This window comes from Buchnera aphidicola (Aphis nerii), assembly GCF_005083105.1.
Classification (GTDB): domain Bacteria; phylum Pseudomonadota; class Gammaproteobacteria; order Enterobacterales; family Enterobacteriaceae; genus Buchnera; species Buchnera aphidicola_AS.
On the sequence record NZ_CP034885.1, the window covers coordinates 440,566 to 466,994 of the forward strand.

Here is a 26,429-nt window from a genome sequence, read left to right on the forward strand (position 1 = left end):
CATTATTTTTATAAGAAAATGAAAAAACGTATTCCACGTGTTTATATTGATAAACATTTTAAAATCAATGAAACAATAATTTTAGATTCATCTAATACACACTATATAATAAAAGTATTACGTATGAATTCACAAGATATATTAGAAATATTTAATAATACAAATTATATTTTTTTATCTAAAATTATCAGTATACGAAAAAATATAGCAACTATTTTAATTTTAGATAAAGAAAAAAAAAATATCGAATCACCATTGTTTATTCATTTAGGTTTAGTTATTTCGAAAAATAAAAAAATGAATTTTGCTATTCAAAAATCTGTTGAATTAGGCGTTAATATAATTACTCCAATATTTTCAAGATATTCCAATGTTAGTAAAAGTAAAAAAAATATTTTAAAAAAAAATATTTACTGGAAAAACGTGATAATTTCTGCATGTCAACAATGCAAACGTAATATTATTCCACAAATTAATAATGCAGAAGAAATTGATATATGGTGTGAACAATCTAATAAAAAAGAAATAAAAATTGTTTTAGATCCAAAATCTACTAAAAATATCAACCAAATTTATAAAAATGTCAATTGTGTTAGATTACTAGTTGGTTCTGAAGGTGGTTTTTCATTATTAGAAATGGAAAAAATAATTCAATATAAATTTATTCCAATTAAATTAGGACCAAGAATTTTAAGAACAGAAACAGCAGCGATTGCAGCAATAACTGCTTTACAAATAAAATTTGGTGATTTATAAAAAATTAAAATATAAAAATATTTAAAAAACTTATTTCAAAATAAATATTTATAAAATACATTTAAATAATTTAAATATAGATGATTTATTTTTTTATAATTTTTACACCATTATTTGTACCCATTAATACTATATCTGCACCTCTTAAAGCAAATAAACCAACAGTGACCACTCCTGGTAATAAATTAATTTTTTTTTCTATTGAAATAGGATCATGAATATTTAAATTATATATATCTAAAATTATATTTCCATTTTCTGTAATAACATTTTTTCTTATTTTTGGATGTCCACCTATTTTAATTATTTCATTTGAAATAAACGATGAAGCTATAGGAATAACTTCAATAGGTAATGGAAAAGTGCCTAAAACATCTACTTTTTTTGTTTTATCTATAATACAAACAAATTTTTTAGCAATAGCAGCTATAATTTTTTCTTTAGTTAAAGCTGCACCTCCACCTTTTATCATTTGCATATTACTATTTATTTCATCAGCACTATCAATATAAACTTCTAATGAATTAAAAGTATTTAAATTTAAAATATTATTAATTCCTTTTTCTTTTAATAATAATGTTGAAGCATTTGAACTGGAAATTACTCCAGATATTAAATGTTTTATTGTACTTAAGGCTTCAATAAAATAAAATACAGTACTTCCTGTACCCACTCCAATGACTGTACCTGGTTTAATATAATTTAATGCAGCCCATGCTGCTTTTTTTTTAAACTCATTTAAATTCATAATATAAAAACCTATTTTATTTTACATAAATATTCTAAAATAAAAAGATCATAAATTTTTAAATATAAAAAAATATTATTGTCAAAAAATATAATAAAACGATACTAAATTTAAATAATTTATATTTATTAGAAATTTAAAAAAGAATTATTTAGATGGCTGGGGTACCTGGATTCGAACCAGGGATGCCGGTATCAAAAACCGGTGCCTTAACCACTTGGCTATACCCCAAAAAAAGGAAAATAATTTAAATATACGGGAGGCGAGATTTGAACTCGCACACCTTTCGGCGCCAGAACCTAAATCTGGTGCGTCTACCTATTTCGCCACTCCCGCATAATAATAAAACTTTAATTTATAGCTACGACGGGATTTGAACCCATGACCCCAGCGTTATGAGTGCTGTGCTCTAACCAAACTGAGCTACGTAGCTATATAAAATAAATAAAATATTATTTTATTTTTCGAATTAATTATTTTTTTATTTTATAATAAATAGAATGAATTATCAATATAATTATTAATTTAAAATTTTCTCAAATAAAATATTTATTTTTTAATTATATTTGTAAACAAATTAGATTGTAGGAAAAAATGAAAAATAAAACTAAAAAATATAGTAATAATTTTATTCATAATATAATAGAAGAAGATTTTAAAAAAAACAAATGTGTATTACTACATACTCGTTTCCCTCCAGAACCAAATGGATATCTTCACATTGGACATGCTAAATCAATATGTTTAAATTTTGAACTAGCAAAATTATACAATGGGTTTTGTAATCTTCGTTTTGATGATACTAATCCAATTAAAGAAAATGTTAAATATGTAAAAGCAATTAAAAATGACATTAAATGGTTGGGTTACCAATGGAATAAAAAAATTTATTATACTTCTGAATATTTTTCAAAATTATATAAATTTGCAAAAGAACTAATTAAAAAAAATTTAGCATATGTTGACCAATTAACAAAAGAACAAATACGTGAATATAGAGGTACATTAATTACTTCTGGTAAAAATAGTCCTTATAGAAATAGAAGTATTAAAGAAAATTTAAGATTATTTAAAGAAATGAAAAAAGGCTATTTTAATGAAGGAGAAGCTTGTTTACGTGCTAAAATCGACATGAGTTCTCCATATATTATAATGCGTGATCCTGTATTATACCGAATTATTTTTTCGCAACATCATCAGACAAAAAATCAGTGGTGTATTTATCCTATGTACGATTTTGCACATTGTATTTCTGATTCTATAGAAGGCATTACACACTCTTTTTGTACTTTAGAATTTCAAGATAATAAATGTTTGTATAATTGGATTTTAAAAAATATTAGTGTTACCAATCATCCAAAACAATATGAATTTGCTAGATTAAATCTCAAGTATTCAATTTTATCAAAGAGAAAAATAAGCACACTTATTGAAAAAAAAATAATTAACAATTGGGATGATCCGAGGATACAAACCATTTCAGGATTAAGAAGAAAAGGATATACACCATCATCTATTCGAAAATTTTGTGAAAAAATTGGTATTACTAAACAAAATAATTTAATTGAGTTTTCTATGTTAGAATATTGTATTAGGAATGAGTTAAATGAAGAAGCTATACGCACTATGGCTGTCTTAGAACCAATAAAATTATATTTATACAATATTGATGATCAATATCAAGAAACTTTTGTTGTTCCGAATCATCCTAAAAGACCAGAATTAGGTACTCATGAAATTATTTTTACTAACACCATATATATTGAAAAACAAGATTTTAAAGAAACATATGATCAAAATTATAAAAGATTAAAAATTGGAGAAGAAATACGTTTAAGATATGCATATATAATTAAAGCAGAAAAAATAGAAAAAGATAAAAATGGAAATATTACACAAATTATATGTTTTTGTGACTTAAATACATTAGGTAAAAAACCAATTAATAAAAAAAATCCTGCAGTAATACATTGGATTTCAAAAAATAATTCATTTGCTTCAGAGTTTAGATTATATGATAAATTATTTAATATAGACAATCCTGAACAAGAAAAAAATTTTTTATCTTTTTTAAATCCTAATTCTATAGTTATTAAACATGGATTTATCGAAAAAAAAATAAGTGAAAAAATACAAAAAAAAATAAAAAGTTTTAAAATACAACAAACAAATTTATTTTTTCAATTTGAAAGAATTGGATATTTTTGTATAGATTTAATTGATTCCAAAAAAAACAAATTAATATTTAATAGAACTGTTAGTTTAAGAGATAAATGGAAAATAAAAAAAGAAAAAAATAACTAATAAAACCTTTATATTTTTAAAAATTATATAGGCTAATATAACTAATCAATCATTCATACACATAATTCAATTAAAGATTTTAATCTTTAAATTACTTCTTATTTTAACTAATATTTTTACATTTAGAATGACTAAAAATTATATTTTCATCACTGGTGGTGTAGTTTCATCTTTAGGAAAAGGTATTGCAGCAGCTTCTTTAGGAGCTATATTAGAAGCTAGAAATATTAAAATAACAATTATGAAGTTAGATCCATATATTAATGTTGATCCAGGTACCATTAGTCCAATACAACATGGAGAAGTATTTGTTACTGAGGATGGCGCTGAAACTGATTTGGATTTAGGACACTACGAACGATTTATTCGAACAAAAATGACCAGTTTAAATAATTTTACAACAGGTAGTATTTATTCTGAAGTATTAAAAAAAGAAAGAAGAGGAGATTACTTAGGTGCTACTATTCAAGTAATACCACATATTACTAATGCGATTAAAGAACGAATTAGGTTATGTTCTAAAAATAGCAATGTTATTCTTGTAGAAGTAGGTGGTACAGTTGGAGATATTGAATCTTTACCATTTTTAGAAGCAATTCGACAAATAGCGGTTGATATTGGTCGAAAAAACGTTATTTATATACACTTAACTCTTGTACCTTATATTCAAACAGCTGGAGAAATTAAAACTAAGCCAACACAACATTCTGTAAAAGAATTATTATCTATTGGAATACAACCAGATATTTTGATTTGCAGATCTCAAAAAGATATACCATTAAATGAAAAAAAGAAAATAGCTCTTTTTTGCAATGTACCAGTTAATGCTGTTATATCATTAAAAGATGTTAGTTCAATATATACAATTCCAAAATTACTAAAAGACCAAAAGTTAGATAACTACATTTGTAAATATTTTAAATTAAATGTGCCTGAAGCTAATCTAACAGAATGGGAAAAAGTTATCTACGAAGAAAAAAATTCTAAAAATACAATTTTAATTGGTATTGTTGGTAAATATATTAAATTACCTGATGCATACAAATCTGTGATAGAAGCATTAAAACATGCCGGTTTAAAAAATAAAATTAAAGTAAACATACAATTAATTAACTCTCAAGAAATAGAAAATAAAAACTTTCAATGTTTAAAAAATCTTAATGGTATTTTAATTCCTGGAGGTTTTGGAGATCGCGGGGTAACAGGTAAGTTATTATCAGTTCAATATGCCCGAGAAAATCATATTCCATACTTTGGAATTTGTTTAGGAATGCAAATAGCAATTATAGAATTTGCACAAAATGTCATAGGAATTGAAGATGCAAATTCTACAGAATTTGATCCTAAATGTAAGTTCCCAGTAATTGATTTAATCAAAAAACAAAATAATGATATAAAGTATACAATTAATAATAAAACAAGAAGCTATTCTAATTTAGGAGGTACTATGAGATTAGGTAGTCAACCTTGTAAATTAACTTTTAACAGTTTATCACGAAAATTATATAAAAAAGATATAATTGTAGAAAGACATCGTCATAGATATGAAGTAAATAACATTTTATTAAAGAAAATTGAAAAATTTGGATTTAAAATTGCAGGACGATCAGAAACTACTAACGTAGTAGAAATTATAGAAATATCTAATCATCCATGGTTTCTTGGTTGTCAATTTCATCCTGAATTTACTTCTACTCCGCGTGACGGACATCCATTATTTATAGGATTTATAAAATCAGCCGAACAATACAAAAATAAACATAACAAAAACATAAAGGTAAAAAATGTCTAAAATAATAAAAATTATAGGTCGCGAAATTATAGATTCTAGAGGTAATCCTACAGTCGAAGCTGAAGTACATCTAGAAGGAGGATTTATTGGTTTAGCATCAGTACCTTCTGGTGCTTCTACTGGATCTTTAGAAGCTTTAGAATTACGTGATAAAGATAAAAATCGCTTTATGGGAAAAGGTGTACTCAAATCAATTGAATTAATTAATAATAATATTTATAATGCTTTAATAAACAAAAATGCTTGCGACCAGAATTATATTGATCAAATTATGATTGATTTAGATGGTACTAAAAATAAATCTAAATTAGGTTCTAATTCAATTTTATCTGTATCTTTAGCAGTAGCAAAAGCAGCTGCATCCTTCAAAAAAATGCCTTTATATCAACATATAGCAGAACTCAATAATTCTTCAGGTATTTTATCAATGCCGCTTCCAATGATTAATATTATTAATGGTGGTAAACATGCTAATAACAATATTGATCTTCAAGAATTTATGATACAACCTATCAGTGCGAAATCTATTAAAGAAGCTATACGTATAGGTTCAGAAATATTTCATTCGTTAGGAAACTTATTAAGAGATAAGGGAATAAGTACAACTGTTGGTGACGAAGGTGGATATGCACCTAATTTAAAATCTAATGAAGAAGCTTTAAATATAATTCAAGATGCTATAAATAGAACTCAATATAAATTAGGCAAAGATGTTACATTGGCTATAGATTGTGCGGCTTCCGAACTATATAATAAAAACGATAAAATATATCATTTCAATGGAGAAGACACAAAATTTAGTTCTGTAGAACTAACTCATTATTTACAAAAATTATGTAAAAAATATCCTATTGTTTCCATTGAAGATGGTCAAAATGAATCTGATTGGGAGGGATTTTCATATCAAACTAAAATCCTAGGAAAAACTACACAATTAGTCGGTGATGATTTATTTGCTACGAATACAGAACTTTTAAAAAAAGGAATACAACAAGGAATTGGAAACGCTATTTTAATAAAATTAAATCAAATTGGAACATTAACTGAAACTATTAAAACTATAAAAATGGCTAAAAAAGCTAATTATAGTACTATTATTTCTCATCGTTCTGGTGAAACTGAAGATACTACAATAGCAGATTTATCTGTAGGAACAGCATCTGGACAAATTAAAACTGGTTCTATGTGTCGTTCTGATCGAACAGCTAAATATAATCAATTGATTAGAATCGAAGAAACTTTAGGTACCAAAAATGCTCCTTTTTATGGATTAGAAGAAGTTAAAAGATCTTTTTTATAATTATAAATATTTTTAAAGAAAGAGAATCAGGTATTCATAAAATATACCTGTTTCTCATTAATTTTAAATTTAACAATTAATTGATGAATATAACAATGTATTATCCAGTAAACGAAATTTTTCAAAGTATACAGGGTGAAGGTTACTACACTGGTACACCTTCTATTTTTATTCGACTTCAAGGATGCCCAGTTCATTGTAATTGGTGCGATACCAAATATACATGGATCTGTTCTGATAAAGATCGTACTTCTGTAGAAGAAGTAATAAATAAAAATCAAATTAGTAAAAAATGGAGTTTTATATATATAAAAGATATATTAAAAATATTTAAAAAATGGACTGCTAAACACGTAGTTATTACAGGAGGCGAACCATGTTTATATGATCTTGTAAATCTTACAACAAAATTAGAAAAAAGTGGTTATCACTGTCAAGTAGAAACTAGTGGAATAAAAAATATAAAATGTTCTTTAAATACTTGGATTACTATTTCTCCTAAAAAAAATAAAAGACCAACACATGAATCGATTATACGTTCTAATGAAATAAAATTTCCAATTTTAAAAAAAGAAGATATATTATATATATATGATATTTTATCAAATATAAAGGATAATAAAAAACGTATTATTTGTTTACAACCTGTTAATCAAAACAAAGAAGCACTAAGTATATGTATTGATTTATGCACAAAAAAAAATTGGAGATTATCAATACAATTACATAAATATCTTAAAATTGAATAATAAAATTTTTAATTATTTAAATTTCTTTGTATCTACATCCAGATGTACATGTTTCTTTAACCATAACCGAACTTAACATTGATAAATTAGGTTTTAAACGATCCCATATCCATTTAGCTAAAACTTCACTAGTAGGATTTTCTAATCCAGAAATATTGTTCAAAAAATGATGATCAAGCTGTTCATAAATAGGTTGAAATAATAATTTTATTTCTTTATAATCCATAATCCAACCTTTATCTTTATCAACTTCTCCTTTAATTTCTATACGAACAAAGAAAGAATGACCATGTAATCTTCTACATTTGTGTTGTTTAGGAAGATTTGGCAAATAATGTGCAGCTTCAAATTGAAAATCTTTAAATATAGTAGTATTTGTCATATTTTTATAAATCTGATATATAGAATCAATTAAACATTCAGTTTTTTTTAAATTTTATACTGGGAAATAAACTTAATAAATTAACCGAATTACCTTTCAATCTTACTTCAAAATATAACCGTGCTAAATTATTTTTTGATAATCCCATGGTAGATATTTTTTGATGTGCATATACTTCATCATTTAGTTTTACAAAAATATTCTTATTAAATCCATACATACTCAAATAGTTGTTATTATGTTTAATAATAATTAAATTTCCATAATTTTTAAAAAAATCACCAACATATACCACTGTACCTTTACAAGATGCAAAAACAGATTCTCCTTGAATACCAGCTATTTCAATTCCTTTATTATTAATAGAATAATTATAAAAAAATTGTGCACGTAAATTTTTTAAAGGCCAATACCAATGATTATAAAAAGTACTTTTTCTTAAAACATTATAATTTGTATTGTAAAAAAAACATATTTTAGTTAATGATTTATTTCTATTTAAAATATTTAGAATGTTTAATTTATTTTTAAAAAAATTGCTATATAAAATATTTTTTTTATATCGATCACTATAAATTATATAATTTATTTTTTTATTATTAATTACAGAAATATTATTTACTAATATTTTTTGACCAATTAATAATTTATAAGGTTTATCAAAATTATTATATTTTAATAATGTTTTAAAATTATAATTAAAGCGTTTCGAAATGGAATATAAAGTATCATTTTTTTTTACAATATAAAATATATTAAAAGTATCATTATTTAAAAATCCAATATAATCTGCATTTTTAATAATAACTTGTTGTTTTTTAATATATTTTTTATTTTTGTATAAAAATAAAAAACATTCTTTTTTTTTTGATTTTTTTTTATATTATTTTTAACATCTATAGATTTTTTATCATTTAAATAAATATTTTCTTTTTGTTTAAATAAATTATTGGCAAATATATATTTGTTATAAAAAAAAAGCATAAATATTAATAAAAATAATTTACTTTTAAGAAAATTAAATTGCATTAAGCTATACCATTTGATTATATAAATAATAAAATTTAATGTCATATATAACTATTTAAAATTAAAAATTCTACTTATTTTTTAAAAGCATTACAATAGATTGACATGCGATCCCTTCTTTTCTGCCAATACATCCTATTTTTTTAGAGGTTGTTGCTTTAATACTAATATTATTTATTGTGGTATTTAAATCGTTAGATAAATTTAATTTCATAAATGAAATATAAGATAACATCTTAGGAATTTCAGTAATAATAGTACTATCTGTATTACATACGTAATAATTTTTTAAATAAATTTTTTTCCAAATACATTTTAATAAAACTCGACTATCAATATTTTTATATTTCTTTTTCGTACTTGGGAAAAAAGTTCCAATATCCCCCATAGCAACTGCACCTAATAATGCATCTATTAAAGAATGTACTAATACATCGCCATTAGAATGAGCAATTAAACCTTGATGATTAGGTATGTTGACACCACCAATAATTAATGGTTTTGAACTCCCAAATGCATGTACATCAAAACCATATCCAATTCTCATATTATAAATATATCCTTTAAATATTAGATAATTTTTTTAGATAAACTTCAGCAAAAATAAGATCTTCAGGAAAAGTGATTTTAATATTTTTATAACTCCCTAAAACTATAGAGGGATGATATCCACAATATTCTAAAGCTGAAGATTCATCTGTTACATCTATATTATCTCGAATAACCTTTTTTAAACAAAATAATAATAAATTTCTTGGAAATATTTGAGGAGTTAAAGCATGCCACAATTTTTTTCTGGAAATAGTGTGTGATATTTTTTTAGTTTGACTAATAATATATTTTATAGTATCACATGTTGGACGTGCTAAAATACCACCTATTTTATTTTTTTTAACAACAGATATTAAATTTTCTAAATCTTTATAACTTAAACAAGGCCGAACAGCATCATGTACTATTACCCAATTTGCATTTTTTGGAACAACAACTAACCCTGATAAAACTGAGTTGATTCTTTTATGACCACCAATCACAGAGGTTATTCGAATATTAGATGCTATAGATAAATTATGAAAATAATGATCTTTTTTATGTAAGCTTACAATGACATGAACTATACTAGGATGTGATAATAATGTCATTAAAGTATATTCAAGAATAGTATGATTTTGAATTTTTATATATTGTTTAGGAATATCTAACAACATTCTTTTGCCTATTCCAGCAGCTGGAACAATAGCTACAATTTTTATTTCGGAACTATTCTGAAAAGCCATTTTCTACCTGAATATATTGGTTTGAAATATGATTTTATAAAAATAAACAATTTTTAACTATTCATTTTATTGTTTAAATCTTGAATTTCTAAAATTAATTTATTATTTTCAACATCAAGATTTTTATTTATTTTTTTTTGAACTATAATTTTTTTATAAACTTTAATATAATCTAAAACACCATTTTTACCAATCCAAAGAGAATATTGCAACCAAATAAATAATAAAAATAAAAACATTTTTAATGTTCTCATATAATTACTCTAAATAATTTTATTTCAATTAAAAATAATTTATTAATTATGTAGAAAAAAAAATAACATTATTTGTATATAATATTTTTACTAATTTTTTAATATTTTCTTTTAAAGAATATGTTCCATCTAAATAAATATCTGGTTTTTCTGGAAATTCATATAAAGAATCTATACCAGTAAAATTTGATATTTTATTAGAACGAGATTTTTTGTACAATCCTTTAGGATCTCGTTCTTCGCATATATGAAGAGGAGTATCAACAAATACTTCTATAAAATTGTTTTTTCCTAAAATATTAGAAGCTAATAATCGTTGTTGTCTATATGGCGAAATAACAGATACTAGAACAATAATACCTGCATCTAACATTAATTTAGCTACTTCTGCAATGCGTCGAATATTTTCATTGCGATCAATAGAAGAAAATGTTAAATCTGAACATAATCCAGATCTCATGTTATCTCCATCTAATATATATGTATTAATATTATTTTTAAATAAAATTTTTTCTAACATGTTAGAAATAGTAGATTTGCCCGATCCAGACAATCCTGTAAACCATATTACTTTAGATGTATAACCATTTTTGTTTTCTCGTTTTATACGAGTTATTTCATACTTTTGAAAAATAATATTTTTTTTAAAGTTATGCTTCATTTTAATAAAAACCTATTATTTATTTCTTTATATCCCAATGTGGAAAATGTTTTAAAATTAAATTATATAAATCTAATTCAAAACTTTTTATGCTACTTTCGATAATAGTATTTGTATTTTTTAAATTCTTTTTAATCATACCTGCTCCTACTGTAGTATTATTTAAAAAATCAATAAAAATTAAATTACCTGTAAATTTATTTTCTTTATAATCATCAAATAACATGGACTCGCTAAATTTAATTTTAATTCTACCAATAGCGTTTAATTCAAGTGAGTTAGATTTATTTTTAACTAAAGTGTTGATATTTATTTGAAATAAAATATCTTCAATATAAGCACGTGTTTTTTTTCCTGATAGTTTTATATTATATGATTTACCTATTTTTAAAGGATCATCAGACATCCAAACTATATCAACAATAGCTTCTTGAGAAGCTTGTAAATTCGAATTAATATTTACAAAAAAATCACCACGACTAATATCTACTGCATCTTGTAAAACTATTGTAATTGCTTGTCCAACACTAGCAGTTTTTAAATCTTCATTAAATGTTAAAATACGTGAAATACGTGAAACAATATTAACAGGTAATATTTTTATTAACTGGCCTACCTGAATTGTTCCAGAAAATAAAGTACCTGAATAACCTCTAAAGTTTGAATTTGGACGGTTTACATACTGAACAGGAAACCTGATTTCTTTTGAATCAACATTATCTTTAATTTCTATTGTCTCTAAAAGTTTTAATAATGTATTATCTTTATACCAACTCATAAATTTACTTTTAAAAACTATATTTTCACCTACTAAAGCAGATATAGGTACAAAAAAAATTTTTAAATTTTTGGGAAGTTTTTTAGAAAATAAAAGAAAATTTTTTTTTATATATAAAAATATTTCTTCATTATAATCAACTAAGTCCATTTTATTCACTGCAACGACTAAATATTTTATACCAAGTAAAGCAGAAATAAAACTATGACGATATGTTTGTTCTGAAATTCCTTTTTTTGCATCAATTAAAATTATAGATAAATCGCAAGTAGAGGCACCTGTAACCATATTACGTGTATATTGTTCATGACCCGGTGTATCTGCTATGATAAATTTTCGTTTTTTAGTTGAAAAATAACGATATGCGACATCAATTGTAATACCTTGTTCACGTTCTGACTGTAATCCATCAACTACGAGAGCAAGATCAATATTTTCTCCTTGTGTTCCATGACGTTTACTATCTTTTTTTAAAGAAGATAATTGATCATCATAAATCTGCTTAGTATCATGTAACAAACGGCCAATTAATGTACTCTTACCATCATCTACACTGCCACATGTTAAAAATTTTAATAACGTCTTTTTTTCATTTGAATATATCCAATTTTCAAATTGATCAAAAAAATTGATGTTTTTTTTATTAATATTAGTATTCATTTTTTTAAATTCAACCTATATTAAACATATTTTTAAAAGTAACCTTGTCTTTTTTTAAATTCCATTGAATTTTTTTGATCATAATCAATAGATCGACCTGTTCGCTCACTAGTTTTAGTTACTAGTGTTTCTTTAATAACATCTTGAATAGTTTTAGCATTAGATTCAATTGCACTAGTTAAAGGCCAACAACCTAATGTTCTAAAACGAACCATTTTATGACTAATTTTTTCATTTTTACCTATTTTAATGCGTTGATCATTAATTACTAAAAGAAGACCATTTCTTTTTAAAACTGGACGTATAGCAGCAAAATAAAGAGGAACAATTTCAATTTTTTCTAAAAATATATACTGCCAAATATCTAATTCTGTCCAATTTGATAATGGAAAAACACGGATATTTTCTCCTTTATTTATTTGACTATTATAATTCCACCATAATTCTGGACGTTGTTTTTTTGGATCCCATTGATGAAAAGAATCACGAAATGAATAAATACGTTCCTTAGAACGAGATTTTTCTTCATCTCTTCTCGCACCGCCAAAAGCGGCATCAAATTTGTATTTATTTAAAGCTTCTTTTAATCCTTCTGTTTTCATAATATCAGTATATTTTGAACTATTATCTTTAAAAGGATCTAGACCCAATAATTTTCCTTGTGCGTTATAATGTACAATTAGTTCTAAATTATTAGTTTGAGCAACATTGTCTCTAAAAGTATACATTTCTTGAAATTTCCAACCAGTATCTATATGTAATAATGGAAATGGCAAACGCCCAGGATAAAAAGATTTTTTTGCAAGATGTAACATAACAGAAGAATCTTTTCCAATTGAATAAAGCATTACAGGATTTTCAAATTCTGCTATTACTTCTCTAATTATGTATATACTTTCAGATTCTAATTGACGTAAATGAGTAGCATTTTCACTTAACATTATCTTTTCTCATATATTTATTATAGAAGAATTGTTTTTAATATTATTAAAATTAATAGCACTTTTAAACCATTCTAATTTTTTATGCAATAAAACTACTTTTCCAATAATTAGTAAAGATGGACTTATAGAAAATTTAAATATTTTATGAATTTCATCTAAACGTCCTATAATAACATTTTGATTTAAAGTTGTACCTTGACTAACAATTGCTATTGGAGTAGATTTTAAACGACCATGTAAAATGAGTTGTTTAGAAATTTCTGAAGCTTTTAAACTAGCCATGTAAACTACTAAAGTATAAGAATCATCAGATAAAATTGACCAATTATTTGCAATATTATCAACACGCTTACAACCAGTAATAAATATTACTCCTTGAGAATAATATCTATGTGTTAATGGTATACCAGAATAAGCAGAAACACCAATTCCAGCAGTAATTCCAGGAACAACTTGGATATTGATATTTTCATTTTTTGCAGCTTCTAACTCTTCACCTCCACGACCGAATATAAATGAATCACCACCTTTTAAACGAACAACTCTTTTACCTTGTTTTGCTAAAAAAATTAATAATTTGATAATTTTTTCTTGTGTAATGCTTTTAAGACCAGCACGTTTACCAACATAAATACATTTTGCATCTCGACGAATCAAATTTAATACATCTTGAGAAACTAAATTATCATATAAAACTACATCAGCTTCTTGCATAACTTGTAAAGCTCTTAAAGTTAATAAATCACTGTTTCCAGGACCAGCTCCCACTAAAATAATTTCTCCTATTAATTTATTAGGATTTTTTATCATTTTTTTTAAATGAGAAACTGCTTTTTCTTTTTTACCATTAATAGCATATTGGACAAAAATACTATTAAATAAATTTTCCCAGAAACGTCTTCTTTCTAAAAGATTAAAAAAATATTTTTTAACTGTTTCTCTCCATTTTTCAGCAATTTTAGCTACATTACCTAATCTTATTGGAAGTATACCTTCAATTTTTTCACGTAATAAACGAAGTAGTACTGGTGCTGTACCTCCAGAGGATATAGCAACTACTATAGGAGATCGATCAACAATAGAAGGAAAAATAAAAGAACATTTTGATTTATCATCGACTACATTAACTAATATTTTAAATTCGCTACATTTTTTAAAAATTTTTTTGTTTAATTTAGTATCATTTGTAGCTGCAATAACTAAATAAACATTTCTTAAATAGGATGTTTTAAACTCTTGATCAAGCCAAAATGCTTTTTTTTGATTCAATAAATATTTAATTTCTGAACAAATATCTTTAGCAATAATATTAATTATTGCATGTGCACGTACTAATAATTTAATTTTATTAAAAGCAATATTACCAGCACCTACTATTAGTATGTTTTTATTTTTTAAATCTAAAAAAATAGGTAAATAATCCACGTTAATCCTGCTAAATATAATTTTAAAGAATCAATATTTTAGAAGTAAATAAAATATTTAATAAAAAAATTTACATTAATATTTCAAATACTTTATAAGAAGCATTTATGAAATATTAATGTATAAAATTAAATATTGAAAATTTTTATTATTTACTATTATGCAATCCACATTCACGTTTTAAACCAAAAAATCGTGTTTCTTCTTCGAGCATACCAGATTTAAATTTTTCAGTAGTATGAATATCTCCTACAGATATATAACCATTTTTTAATAAAGGGTGCTCATCTAATTTATTTTTTTTTATATATTCATCAACTTCATATTTTGACCAATCTAAAATTGGAAGTATTTTAAATACTTCTTTTTGAATAGAAATATATGACAAATTACTTCTACTTTTAGATTGTTCACGACGTAATCCTGCAAACCATGTTTGTACTGATAATGTTTTTAAAGCAATATCCATTGGTTCTATTTTGTTTATTTTATTGTATAAATTAATTCCTTTTAATCCTTGTTCCCATAATTTTCCATATCTTGCTTCCTGCCATGCTGGAGAAATATTTGATCGAAAAATTTTTAAATTTAAATTCATTTTTTTTTGTAGTCTATCAATAAAATGATAAGTTTGAGGAAATAAATATCCTGTATCAATTAATATAATAGGAATATTAGGTTTTTGTTTAACTACAAGGTGTAATAATACAGTTGACTGGATACCAAAACTAGATGACATAATATGTATGCTAGGTAATTTTTTTAAAGCCCAGGATATACGTTCTTCTGCTGAATATTTTATCATTAACATATTAGATTTAGATACAAACTCTTTTTTTTTTTCAAAATTTAACAAATTTATATTTTTATAATCAAAATTAGACATTTTTTCTCGCTATTAATTCCAAAAATCATGAATAGGATTGATAACTTCTTTAACAATTTTTTTTCTAATAACAAAATCACCGAAATCTTCATTTTCTTTACGATAAATTGACCAATTTTTTATTAAAAATTCTAAATGTACTAAAATTTCTTTTTCTGTAATATTTTCTTTATATATTTTTGGAATTCTACTACCTATTCTATTTCCACCTATATATAAATTATACCTACCTATAGATTTTCCAATTAAGCCAATTTCAGCTAATAAAGATCTCCCACAACCATTAGGGCATCCTGAAATACGTAAAATAATTATTTCTTTTTCTACACCATATTTTAACATGATATTTTCTACTTTAGTAATAAACAAAGGTAACATACGTTCTGCTTCTGCCATTGCTAAAGGACAAGTTGGAAAAGAAACACATGCCATGGAATTTTCACGTAATTTGGTGGATTTTTTAATTAATCCATGAGATAAAGCTATTTTTTCAATTTTAGTTTTATTTTCATTAGATATTTCTGAAATAATTATATTTTGATTAGATGTTAATCTAAAATTTCCATTATGAATAGTTGCAATTTTCAATAATCCTGATTTTAAAAATTGATTATTATTGTCACATATACGTCCATTCTGTACAAATATTGTCAAACTCCAATTATTATTAATATCTTTTTTCCATCCTATTTTATCACCTCTAGTATTAAATGAATAAGGACGAACCGCTTCAAAAACTATATTAGATCTTTTTTCAACTTCTTTTTTAAATACATTTAACCCTACGTTTTCTATAGTATATCTAGTTTTTGCATTTTTCCGATTAGTTCGATTCCCCCAATCCCGTTGTACTGCAACTATAGATTCAGCAATAGATAAAGTTTTTTCAACACTAATATAACCTAATTCTAACGCAAGAAAAGGCCAAGTTTCTTTATTTCCATGTGTAATTGACAAGCCTCCTCCTATTAATACATTAAAACCGACTATTTTATTTTTTTCTATAATAGCGACAAAATTCATATCATTCGCATATAAATCTACATCATTATGAGGAGGTATTACTACTGTTGTTTTAAATTTCCTTGGTAAATATGTTTTGCCAAGTATAGGTTCGTGATCAGTACTAAAAATTTTTTTTTGATCTAACCAAATCTCTGCATATGCTTTTGTATGAGGTAATAAAAAATTAGAAATTTTACAAGCCCATTCATAGCATTCTTGATGAATTATAGATTCCATTGGATCAGATGTACATAGTACATTTCTATTAACATCATTTGCAGTTCCTAAAGAATCCAAACCTATTTTATGTAATATTTGATGAATATCCTTTAAATTTTTTTTTAAAATACCATGTAATTGAAAAGTTTGACGATTAGTTAATCGAATAGTTTTATACAAAGTGTGATTGGTTGCAAATGAGTCAATTTTCAACCATTGTTTTGATGAGATAATTCCACCAGGTAATCTACAACGTAACATCATTGCATAACGAGGTTCTAATTTTTGTTCATTGCGTTCTACACGAATATCACGATCATCCTGTTGATACATACCATGGAATCGAATTAATGAAAAATTATCTCCGCTAAAACCATTAGTAATTTCATTCTTTAAATCATTAACAATAGTCCCACGAAGATAATTGCTATTGTTCTTAATATGTTCTTCTTTAGTAAGAGGTAAAGATGATTTTTTAAAATTTTTTTTCATTAATATACGTCTCTTTGGTAACGTTTATTTAAACGCAAATTATCTAAAAATTCATTTGAATCTTCCAAATTCATTTTTCCATTTTCGACAATAACATCCAATAGTGCTTTTTCGACATCTTTTGCCATCTTAGACGCATTTCCACACACATATATATAAGCATCATTATTAATCCAATCCCATATCTCTTTGCTATTTTCTCTTATTTTATCTTGTACATATATTTTTTCTTTTTGATCTCTCGACCAGGCTAGAGTCATTTTAGTAAGCAACTTGTTTTTTAAATACTTTTGCCACTCTATTTGATATAAAAAATCTTCTGTAAAAGTAGGATTTCCAAAAAAAATCCAATTTTTACCAGCAGATTTATCATTATCTCTCTGTTGTATAAAAGATCGATATGGAGCTATGCCAGTTCCTGAACCAATCATAATAATTGGTTTATCTGTATTGGAAGGTAATCTAAAATTATTATTTTTTTCTATAAAAATTTTTATTGAATCATCAATATTTAATAATTCAGATAAATATCCTGAAGCACCACCTAAATGTAGCTGACCGGATACAATTCTTTTTACCACACTTACTGTAATATGAATTTCATTATTAGTTTCAGCTTGTGATGAAGAAATAGAATATAATCGAGGTGTCAAAGGACGAAGAATATTAATAAGTTCTTGAGCAGAAATTTTTTTGGGATGATCATTAATCATATTAATTAATGGAGTGTTTTTTACATAATTATCTAACTCTTTATCATCTAATATAATTTTTTTTAAAAATTTATTTTTTGTAATATTTGCATATTTTTTTACAATATTTTTAGTATTATTAGTTAATTCAAAATGATTTTTTAAAGCATTAAAAATATTTATATTTTTGCTTTTAATATAAATTACGTCAGATTTGTTAATAGATAGTAATTCTAATACTTTTTTTATTAAATCATGATTATTTTCATACCATACTCCTAATGCATCGCCAGGGATATAATTAATATTTAAATCTGTAATATCTAATTCAATATGACGAATATCTTTAGTTGAATTCCTACCAGTAATTTTCTGATTGCTTAACACAGTTGCTATAGCAGGATTATATTTAGTATAATTACTAATTTGATTAGAACTAGCTTCTTTATTTAAAAAAATAGCAGGAGATAAAGAAAGATTTAATTTGTTAATTAATAATAATAATTCTTTAGACCATTTAATGTAGTCATTTTCATATTCAATATCAGCATCTAATCGATTAAGTAATTTTTTAGCTCCTAACTCATGAAATCTTTTATCAAAATCTTTTCCAGCTTGACAAAATTGATCATAAGAACTATCTCCTAATGCAAATACACTATACTGAAGATCATTTAATTTAGGAGCTCTTTTAGACATAATAAACTTATGCAAAGATAAAGCTTCTTCAGGAGGTTCACCTTCACCTTGAGTAGAAATGATTAATATTAAAAATTTTTCATTTTTTATTTTTTTAAAATTATAATCAGAAGCATTAATTAAATAAGATTTTTGATTATTATCATTTAAATACTTATTAAGACGTTCTGAAAGTGATCGTGCATTACCAGTTTGAGAAGCTGATATAATGGTAATTATATTGTTTTCTATTTTTTTTTTATCTAAAAATAATGTATTTTGAGAGATTTTATTAGATACATCTTGATTAGCTAAATGCCAAAAATACCCTGAAAGCCAAGCAAATTGAACGTTTGAGCAGTTTTTTTCAAAAATTTTCAAAAGATCTATTTGCTCTAGGCTTAATGGAAACATAGAATCAAAAGGATTTTTTTTGTTCATTATACTAAATACCTAAATTTCATTAAATTAAAAATAAATACAACTAATTTAATATAATTTACAGAAATTATTAGATTATATCTACTAAACTAATAAAAAAATCAAAGTTTTAATATAAAAAAGTTATATTTTATTTTTTTTTAATTCAATTAACTTTAATTTTGCATTTTTTATTACGATATCTGGAATTCCAGATAATGAAGCTACTGATATGCTATAGCTATCTTTTGATATTCCATTTTTAGACTTATATAAAAATACTACACTACCTTTATACTCAACTGCAGAAAAATAAATATTTTGAATATTTTTATAAAATAATTCTAATTTTGTAAGTTCAATAAAATGAGTTGAAAATAAAACCATTGATTTATTTTGAGAAATAAGATATTCAGAGCATGACCAAGCTATAGCTAATCCATCATTAGTAGATGTTCCTCTGCCCAATTCATCTATTAAAACTAAACTAAAAGAAGTTGCATTATTTAAAATATTAGAGATCTCTATCATTTCCATCATAAATGTTGAGTATCCATTAGTTAAGTCATCTCCAGCTCCAATACGTGTGAAAATTTTATCAACTGGTCCAATAGATGCATACTTCGCTGGAACAAAACTACCAATACAAGCCATAATAACAATAATAGCTATCTGTCTCATATAAGTACTTTTACCCCCCATATTGGGTCCAGTAATGAGTAACATTCGTTTTTTTTTTGATAATAAAACAGTATTACTTATAAATGGATTGTTTGAATAATATTCTACAACTGGATGACGACTATCTAATAAAGAAATACCATATTTAGATGTCATTTTAGGACATACATAGTTTAAAGATATGGCACGTTCAGATAAATTTGTTAATACATCTAATTCTGATAATGCTAAGGCGCTATTTTTTAGCTTACTTAAAAAGGGTTCTATAATATCAAATAATTCGAAATATAATTTTTTTTCTAAAGCTAGAGACTGAAATCTTGCATGTATCACTTTTTTTTCATATTCCTTTAATAATGGAATATTATAACGTTCTATATTTTTTAATGTTTGTATTTTAATATAGCATTTTGGAACTAATGAAGTATGACGTTTGCTTACTTGGATATAATATCCAATAATACTATTATAACCAACTTTAAATGACTCAATCATTAACTTCTTTTTTTCTTCGCTCTCAAAATTTTTTAAATATTTCTGTGAATTTTCTTTTAAAGATCGCAAATTATCAAGTTCTTTACTATAATAAGATGCTATTACATTTCCATCACGAATAGATGCAGGTGCTTTTAAATTAATAGATTTTTTTAACAAAATTTTTATTTTTTCAAAATTTCCAATATTAATACGTATTTTTTTAACATATTTACAATTTATTTTTTTTAATATTAAATTTAAATCAGGAAGTACATCCAATGTAGAACTAAGACGTATAAAATCCCTAGGTAGTGCAGTACGTAAAGCTAATCTTGAACATATTCTTTCTAAATCACTGACTTGATGAAGCAAAATTTGTATTTCTTGATAGTATGGTTTAAGTAATTCAATTATTTTTTGACGACTTTTAACTAACTTATAGTTTTTTAATGGAGCTTTTAACCATCTATTTAATAATCTACTACCCATAGCAGTTACTGTTTTATTTAATACAGAAAATAAAGTATTATTAGTTTCACCTAAAATATTTTCAGTAATTTCAAGGCTTTTTCGAGTACTAAAATTTATATCAATATCATCTTTCATATAATTAAATTTTATTTCTCGAATATGTGGTAAAAGATTTATATGCATTAATTTAATATATTGTAATAAACAACCAGCTGGACGTATTATAAAACTATTTTTTTTAATACCAAATCCATCTAAGCTACAAGTTTTAAATTGTAAATTCAATAATTTATAAGAGGTGTTTAAATCAAAATCAGATCTTGGTCGTTTACGTGTACAAATTTTTTTTGAGATTATTTGAATATCATCAAAATCATCAGGATATAGTAATTCTTTAGGATTTGTACGATGAATTTCTGAAAGTAAAGAATTTATAGAAAAATGCTCAGAAACACCAAAAAAACCTAAAGAAAGATCTAAAATAGCATATCCAAATTTATTATTTTCTTTCCAAATTGAACCAATAAAATTATCTTGATTATCTTCAAGAAAAGCTTCATCTGTAATAGTTCCTGGTGTAATTATCCGAACTACTTTTCGATCAATTAATTTATTTTTAGAACATTTATCTTTAATTTGATCACATATTACAATAGATTCACCTAGTTTGATGAGTTTTGAGAGATAATATTCAGCAGTGTGACAAGGAATACCAGCCATAGGTATAATGTTATTATTTGAATATCCTTTTTTTGTTAATGTAATTTGCAAAAGTTTTGAAATACGTTTTGCGTCATCATAAAATAACTCATAAAAATCACCCATCTGATAAAATAATAGCATATTAGGATATTTTGATTTTAAAGATAAATACTGTTTTATCATGGGAGTATGCTTATTATTTTCAGAAATAAAATTATTTTTTGTCATATTATGTTTTATTAATATTAAAATTATTTAAAATCAATCTTGATTAAAAAAAAAAAATTAAGTTAAACTATTTAATAGTATATAAAAATATTTTTTTTAATACATTATTTTAAATAATATTTATTTGCTAAAAAATTAAAAAAATAAATTCGGACCATAAATGAAAAAAATATTAATTTTTTTATTTGGTATAATTTTTTCTTATACTACTTTAGCATTGGAATTTACTAACTCAAAAGAATACAATATAAGAAATAAACATATTTCTAAAACCCCTAATATAATGAGATTTTTTTCTTTTTTATGTCCATATTGTTATAAACTTGAAAAAATATATAATATTAGAAATTTAATACAAAAAAAAATAGACAAACATATAAGTATAAAAACTTATCATGTTGATTTTTTAGGAGGAGAACTTGGAGAAATTTTAACAAAAACATGGATTATAGCAGAACAAATGGGAGTTGAAGAAAAAATAATAATGCCTATTTTTCAAGGTATTCAAGAAACTCATACAATCAATAATATTGATAATATCAAAACTATTTTCTTGGAAAAAACAGGCATTAGCATAAAAAAATATAATCAATTTTGGAATAGCTTTGTTATACACATGTTAATTCAAAAAAATAAAAATGATATAAAAAAAGTACAATTAAATTATGTTCCTACCATGTTAATAAATGGAAAATATATAATTGAATATTCTAAATTAGAAATGTTATTTAAAAAAAATTTTTCAAAAAAATACATACAACTAATTAAATTTTTATTATTTAAAAAATAAAACTATTTTTAAAATTCATATATTCTTTGCATAATTTAGTAAGGTACAAATGTATTATATAAAAAAAAAACCAGTAATCATAATAGATGGAACGTTATATTTATATAGATCATATTTTACATTTCAATATTTTAAAAACGATCAAGAAAATCCATATGGAGCAATATATGGCATATTAAAAACAATAAAAAATATTTTAATGAAATATTATAATTCAAGTAAAATTATCGTTATATTTGATTCATCTAAAAAAACATTTAGAAATAAAATATTTGCTGCGTATAAAAACAATAGACCTAAAATGCCTAATGCGCTTTATATTCAAATAAAACCCCTATTTCATATATTAAAAGAAATTGGGATTAAAACATTAAGTATTCCTGGAATAGAAGCGGATGATATCATCGGGAGTTTTGCTCATAAATTAGAAAAGTCTGGAGAAAAGGTTCTAATTGTAAGTCATGATAAAGATATGATACAACTATTAACTAATAATATTAATATATTAAATATAAGTAAAAATGAAATTATAACTCCCAAAAAAATACACGAAAAATATGGTATTTATCCTCAAGAATTTATTGATCTTTTAGCGCTCATGGGTGATAAATCAGATAATATTCCAGGAATCCCAAAAATAGGAATAAAAACCGCATTATTTTTATTACAAAAATTTTCAAATATTCAAAACATTTATAACAATATTGAAAAAATACAATTTTTATCTTTTAGAAATGCTATAAACATTTCAAATCAATTAAAAATTTATAAAAATGATGCTTTTCTTTCATATGAATTAGCTAGAATTAAATTAGACATTCCTATACATATAAATTCTAATGACATTATTTTACAAAAAATATGTTTAAAAAAAATATCTAATATGATTGAGATATACAATATCCAACAAAAAAAAATATAAAAAATTATCCATATTCTTTATACCAAATATTTAATTGAGATTGTAATTTTTTAATGCCAATTTTTTTAAATGATGAAAACAGTTGTATATGAAATTCTTTTAAAAAAAACTTTAATTTTTTATGGACAATTTGAAATTGAATTTTTTGCTGGCTTGATGTAAGCTTATCACATTTAGTTAACAGTATCAAAATAGGTATATTTTTTTCTAAAGCTATATTAATAATATGTTTATCATAAAATTTTAAAGGATTTCTAATATCCATTAAAAAAACTAAACCTTTTAAAGGTTTTCTTTTTTTTAAATAACTGTCTATTAACTTCTCCCATTTTAATTTTATTGATATTGGACATTTAGCATATCCGTAACCAGGAAGATCGACTATTCTAAAATTATTAACTACTTCAAAAAAATTGATCAACTGAGTACGACCTGGTGTTTTACTAGATCTGGCTAATTTTTTTTGGTTTGTTAAAGAATTAATAGCACTAGATTTTCCTGAATTAGAATATCCAATAAAAGCAATTTCAACTCCATATTCAATATTTATGTCAGAAATTTGAGAAACACTTTTTAAAAAACAAGTTTTGTTATAATTTATAATATTCAAAATTTAACCTTAATTTTTAAAATTAAAATTTATTTAAAATACTTTAATTAAAAATACATTTTTTGTTACTTAATATTATTTAGATAATAATTTTTAAAATTTTATTTAAAATTTTATTAAAACGCCTAAATTATATATTCATATTCTAAAAAATGAAATTTTAAAGGTAAAAAAATGCATCAAAATATAAGAAATATTGCTATTGTAGCACATGTTGATCATGGAAAAACTACCTTGGTTGATCAACTTTTACAACAATCTGGTACTTTTAAGAAACATGAAGAAAAAACTGAACGGATCATGGATTCTAACGAGTTAGAAAAAGAAAGAGGAATTACAATATTATCTAAAAACACTTCTATTAAATGGAAACAATATAAAATAAATATTGTAGATACTCCTGGTCATGCTGATTTTGGTGGTGAAGTAGAACGAGTAATGTCAATGGTTGATTCTGTTTTATTAGTAGTCGATGCTTTAGATGGGCCTATGCCACAAACACGATTTGTTACTAAAAAAGCATTTAAATATGGATTAAATCCTATTGTAGTTATTAATAAAATTGATCGAAAAAACGCTCGTCCTGATTGGGTTGTAGATCAAATACTTGATTTATTTATTAATCTTGATGCTAATGATACGCAACTAGATTTTCCTATTATATATACATCTGCAATATTTGGAACTTCTGGTGTTAATTATCTTAAATTAGAAAAAAATATGACACCATTATATGAAACCATTATTAAATATGTACCTGCTCCTAATGTAAATCCGAATGAAAAATTTCAAATGCAGATTTCACAACTTGATTATGATAATTATTTAGGTTTAATAGGAGTTGGTAGAGTCAAACAAGGATGTATAAAAAATAATGAATTAGTTACTGTTATTGATTGCCTAGGTAATCATATAAATGGAAAAATTAATAAAGTACTAAATTATTTCGGAATACAACGAATAGAAGTAGATAAAGGAGAAGCTGGTGATATAATAGCTATTACAGGTATTAACAAATTAAATATTTCCGATACGATTTGTCATCCAGAAAATTTAAAACCTCTTCCAAGGTTAAATATTGATCAACCTACCGTAAATATGTTTTTTTCAGTTAATACCTCCCCTTTCTCTGGAAGAGAAGGAAAATATATTACATCACGTCAAATATTAGAACGATTAAAAAAAGAAACTATGCATAATGTTGCTTTGCAAATAAAAGAAACAAAAGATGCTAATATTTTTTCTGTCTGCGGACGAGGCGAATTACATCTATCTATACTTATCGAAAATATGCGTCGTGAGGGATTTGAATTAGAAGTATCTCGTCCAAAAATAATTTTTAAAGAAACTAATGGTGTTATAAAAGAACCTTTTGAATATTTACACTTAGATATTGAGGAAAAACATCAAGGTAATATTATGCAATTTATAGGAGAAAGAAAAGGTGAATTAAAAAATATGATTGTAGATGAAAATAAAAGAGTACGTCTCGAATATATTTTATCAAGTCGAGCACTCATAGGATTTCGTTCAGAATTTATGAATATTACTTCAGGAACAGGGATATATTGTACATCTTTTAGTCATTATGAAAAAAATCAAGCAAATGAAATTGGACAACGAAAAAACGGTGTTTTAATTTCCAACGGAAATGGAATAGCTGTAGGATTTGCTTTATTTAATTTACAAGAAAGAGGTAAATTATTTTTAGGACATGGTTGTGAAGTATATGAAGGACAAATAATAGGACTACACAATCGATCTAACGATTTAACTGTAAACTGTTTGACAGGTAAAAAACTAACTAATATGAGAGCTTCAGGTACAGATGAAGCTATAGTTTTAACAACTTATAAAAAATTTACTCTAGAAGAAGCATTGTCTTTTATAAATGATGATGAATTAGTTGAAATAACCCCTAATTCAATACGTTTACGAAAACGATATTTAAAAGAAAACGAACGTAAAAAAATAAATCGTAATAAAAACAATTTAATTAATTAAAAACATTAAATCTTATAAATTTTTATTAATTATATAATTCTATTTTATCAATAGAATTATATAAATAATTTTAAAATGAAAAATATGTTTATA

23 protein-coding genes and 3 tRNA genes are annotated in these 26,429 nt (G+C 24.1%); 8 read left to right on the plus strand and 18 right to left on the minus strand.

Going from position 1 to position 26,429, the window contains the following annotated elements:
• The first annotated feature begins 18 nt into the window (after positions 1-18).
• Positions 19-756 carry a 16S rRNA (uracil(1498)-N(3))-methyltransferase gene (locus D9V64_RS02080; RefSeq protein WP_158366834.1) on the plus strand — a complete coding sequence of 246 codons (738 nt, stop codon included), beginning with the start codon at positions 19-21 and terminating at the stop codon, positions 754-756.
• Positions 757-841: 85 nt separating this feature from the next.
• Here D9V64_RS02080 and rpiA read toward each other — a convergent pair whose 3' ends face one another.
• The 4 genes from rpiA to D9V64_RS02100 form a co-directional block, all read right to left on the minus strand.
• Positions 842-1,504 carry a ribose-5-phosphate isomerase RpiA gene (rpiA, locus tag D9V64_RS02085; RefSeq protein WP_158366836.1) on the minus strand — a complete coding sequence of 221 codons (663 nt, stop codon included), beginning with the start codon at positions 1,502-1,504 and terminating at the stop codon, positions 842-844.
• 156 nt (positions 1,505-1,660) lie between these two features.
• A tRNA-Gln gene (locus D9V64_RS02090) sits at positions 1,661-1,735 on the minus strand.
• Positions 1,736-1,758: 23 nt separating this feature from the next.
• Positions 1,759-1,840: transfer RNA gene (locus tag D9V64_RS02095), tRNA-Leu, on the minus strand.
• Between the two features lie 22 nt (positions 1,841-1,862).
• Positions 1,863-1,937, minus strand: a tRNA-Met gene (locus D9V64_RS02100).
• Between the two features lie 161 nt (positions 1,938-2,098).
• Between D9V64_RS02100 and glnS the strand changes: the two genes are divergently transcribed.
• The 4 genes from glnS (at position 2,099) to queE (ending at position 7,649) form a co-directional block, all read left to right on the plus strand.
• Positions 2,099-3,808 (plus strand): glutamine--tRNA ligase, encoded by a 1,710-nt coding sequence (glnS, locus tag D9V64_RS02105; protein WP_158366838.1) that lies wholly within the window; start codon positions 2,099-2,101, stop codon positions 3,806-3,808.
• Between the two features lie 127 nt (positions 3,809-3,935).
• A complete protein-coding gene (locus D9V64_RS02110; protein WP_158366840.1) occupies positions 3,936-5,600 on the plus strand; it encodes a CTP synthase in 1,665 nt (554 codons plus the stop codon).
• Positions 5,593-6,900, plus strand: coding sequence for a phosphopyruvate hydratase (gene eno / locus D9V64_RS02115; protein ID WP_158366842.1), 1,308 nt, complete (start codon positions 5,593-5,595; stop codon positions 6,898-6,900). The genes D9V64_RS02110 and eno overlap by 8 nt, the downstream gene beginning before the upstream one ends.
• A 95-nt stretch (positions 6,901-6,995) precedes the next feature.
• A complete protein-coding gene (gene queE / locus D9V64_RS02120; protein ID WP_187308559.1) occupies positions 6,996-7,649 on the plus strand; it encodes a 7-carboxy-7-deazaguanine synthase QueE in 654 nt (217 codons plus the stop codon).
• Positions 7,650-7,665: 16 nt separating this feature from the next.
• Here the strand turns inward: queE and queD are convergent, their stop codons facing one another.
• From queD to mutS, 13 genes are all read right to left on the minus strand, one after another.
• The gene (gene queD / locus D9V64_RS02125) at positions 7,666-8,031 is read right to left on the minus strand and encodes a 6-carboxytetrahydropterin synthase QueD (protein WP_158366844.1); all 366 of its coding nucleotides are present in this window, start codon (positions 8,029-8,031) and stop codon (positions 7,666-7,668) included.
• Positions 8,032-8,068: 37 nt separating this feature from the next.
• Positions 8,069-8,854 (minus strand): peptidoglycan DD-metalloendopeptidase family protein, encoded by a 786-nt coding sequence (locus tag D9V64_RS03260; protein ID WP_315984432.1) that lies wholly within the window; start codon positions 8,852-8,854, stop codon positions 8,069-8,071.
• A 276-nt stretch (positions 8,855-9,130) separates the two neighbouring features.
• Positions 9,131-9,607, minus strand: a complete 477-nt coding sequence (ispF, locus tag D9V64_RS02135) for a 2-C-methyl-D-erythritol 2,4-cyclodiphosphate synthase (RefSeq protein ID WP_158366848.1) — start codon at positions 9,605-9,607, stop codon at positions 9,131-9,133.
• A 16-nt stretch (positions 9,608-9,623) separates the two neighbouring features.
• Entirely contained in the window at positions 9,624-10,337 is a 714-nt protein-coding gene (gene ispD, locus D9V64_RS02140) for a 2-C-methyl-D-erythritol 4-phosphate cytidylyltransferase (RefSeq protein WP_158366850.1), read from the minus strand.
• A gap of 53 nt (positions 10,338-10,390) precedes the next feature.
• A complete protein-coding gene (locus D9V64_RS02145; RefSeq protein WP_158366852.1) occupies positions 10,391-10,591 on the minus strand; it encodes a septum formation initiator family protein in 201 nt (66 codons plus the stop codon).
• Between the two features lie 46 nt (positions 10,592-10,637).
• Entirely contained in the window at positions 10,638-11,252 is a 615-nt protein-coding gene (gene cysC / locus D9V64_RS02150) for an adenylyl-sulfate kinase (protein WP_158366854.1), read from the minus strand.
• Between the two features lie 19 nt (positions 11,253-11,271).
• Positions 11,272-12,690 carry a sulfate adenylyltransferase subunit CysN gene (gene cysN, locus D9V64_RS02155; protein ID WP_158366856.1) on the minus strand — a complete coding sequence of 473 codons (1,419 nt, stop codon included), beginning with the start codon at positions 12,688-12,690 and terminating at the stop codon, positions 11,272-11,274.
• Positions 12,691-12,722: 32 nt separating this feature from the next.
• Positions 12,723-13,631, minus strand: coding sequence for a sulfate adenylyltransferase subunit CysD (gene cysD / locus D9V64_RS02160; RefSeq protein ID WP_158366858.1), 909 nt, complete (start codon positions 13,629-13,631; stop codon positions 12,723-12,725).
• A gap of 9 nt (positions 13,632-13,640) precedes the next feature.
• Positions 13,641-15,059: a siroheme synthase CysG gene (gene cysG / locus D9V64_RS02165; RefSeq protein WP_158366860.1), complete on the minus strand. Its 1,419-nt coding sequence runs from the start codon at positions 15,057-15,059 to the stop codon at positions 13,641-13,643.
• 148 nt (positions 15,060-15,207) lie between these two features.
• A complete protein-coding gene (locus D9V64_RS02170) occupies positions 15,208-15,945 on the minus strand; it encodes a phosphoadenylyl-sulfate reductase (RefSeq protein ID WP_158366862.1) in 738 nt (245 codons plus the stop codon).
• Between the two features lie 12 nt (positions 15,946-15,957).
• Entirely contained in the window at positions 15,958-17,661 is a 1,704-nt protein-coding gene (gene cysI / locus D9V64_RS02175) for an assimilatory sulfite reductase (NADPH) hemoprotein subunit (RefSeq protein ID WP_158366864.1), read from the minus strand.
• Positions 17,661-19,472, minus strand: coding sequence for an assimilatory sulfite reductase (NADPH) flavoprotein subunit (locus D9V64_RS02180; protein WP_158366866.1), 1,812 nt, complete (start codon positions 19,470-19,472; stop codon positions 17,661-17,663). Before D9V64_RS02180 ends, cysI begins: the two co-directional genes overlap by 1 nt.
• A 123-nt stretch (positions 19,473-19,595) precedes the next feature.
• Positions 19,596-22,010: a DNA mismatch repair protein MutS gene (mutS, locus tag D9V64_RS02185; RefSeq protein ID WP_158366868.1), complete on the minus strand. Its 2,415-nt coding sequence runs from the start codon at positions 22,008-22,010 to the stop codon at positions 19,596-19,598.
• 160 nt (positions 22,011-22,170) lie between these two features.
• Between mutS and D9V64_RS02190 the strand changes: the two genes are divergently transcribed.
• Complete coding sequence (locus D9V64_RS02190) at positions 22,171-22,800, plus strand: DsbA family protein (protein WP_158366870.1); 630 nt, start codon at positions 22,171-22,173, stop codon at positions 22,798-22,800.
• A 49-nt stretch (positions 22,801-22,849) separates the two neighbouring features.
• Positions 22,850-23,722, plus strand: coding sequence for a 5'-3' exonuclease (locus tag D9V64_RS02195; RefSeq protein WP_158366872.1), 873 nt, complete (start codon positions 22,850-22,852; stop codon positions 23,720-23,722).
• Between the two features lie 4 nt (positions 23,723-23,726).
• Here the strand turns inward: D9V64_RS02195 and yihA are convergent, their stop codons facing one another.
• On the minus strand, positions 23,727-24,332 hold the full coding sequence (gene yihA / locus D9V64_RS02200) for a ribosome biogenesis GTP-binding protein YihA/YsxC (protein ID WP_158366874.1): 606 nt from the start codon (positions 24,330-24,332) through the stop codon (positions 23,727-23,729).
• Positions 24,333-24,506: 174 nt separating this feature from the next.
• On the opposite strand from yihA, the gene typA reads away from it, so the two are divergent.
• Positions 24,507-26,336 (plus strand): translational GTPase TypA, encoded by a 1,830-nt coding sequence (gene typA / locus D9V64_RS02205; protein WP_158366876.1) that lies wholly within the window; start codon positions 24,507-24,509, stop codon positions 26,334-26,336.
• The last annotated feature ends 93 nt before the right edge of the window (positions 26,337-26,429 follow it).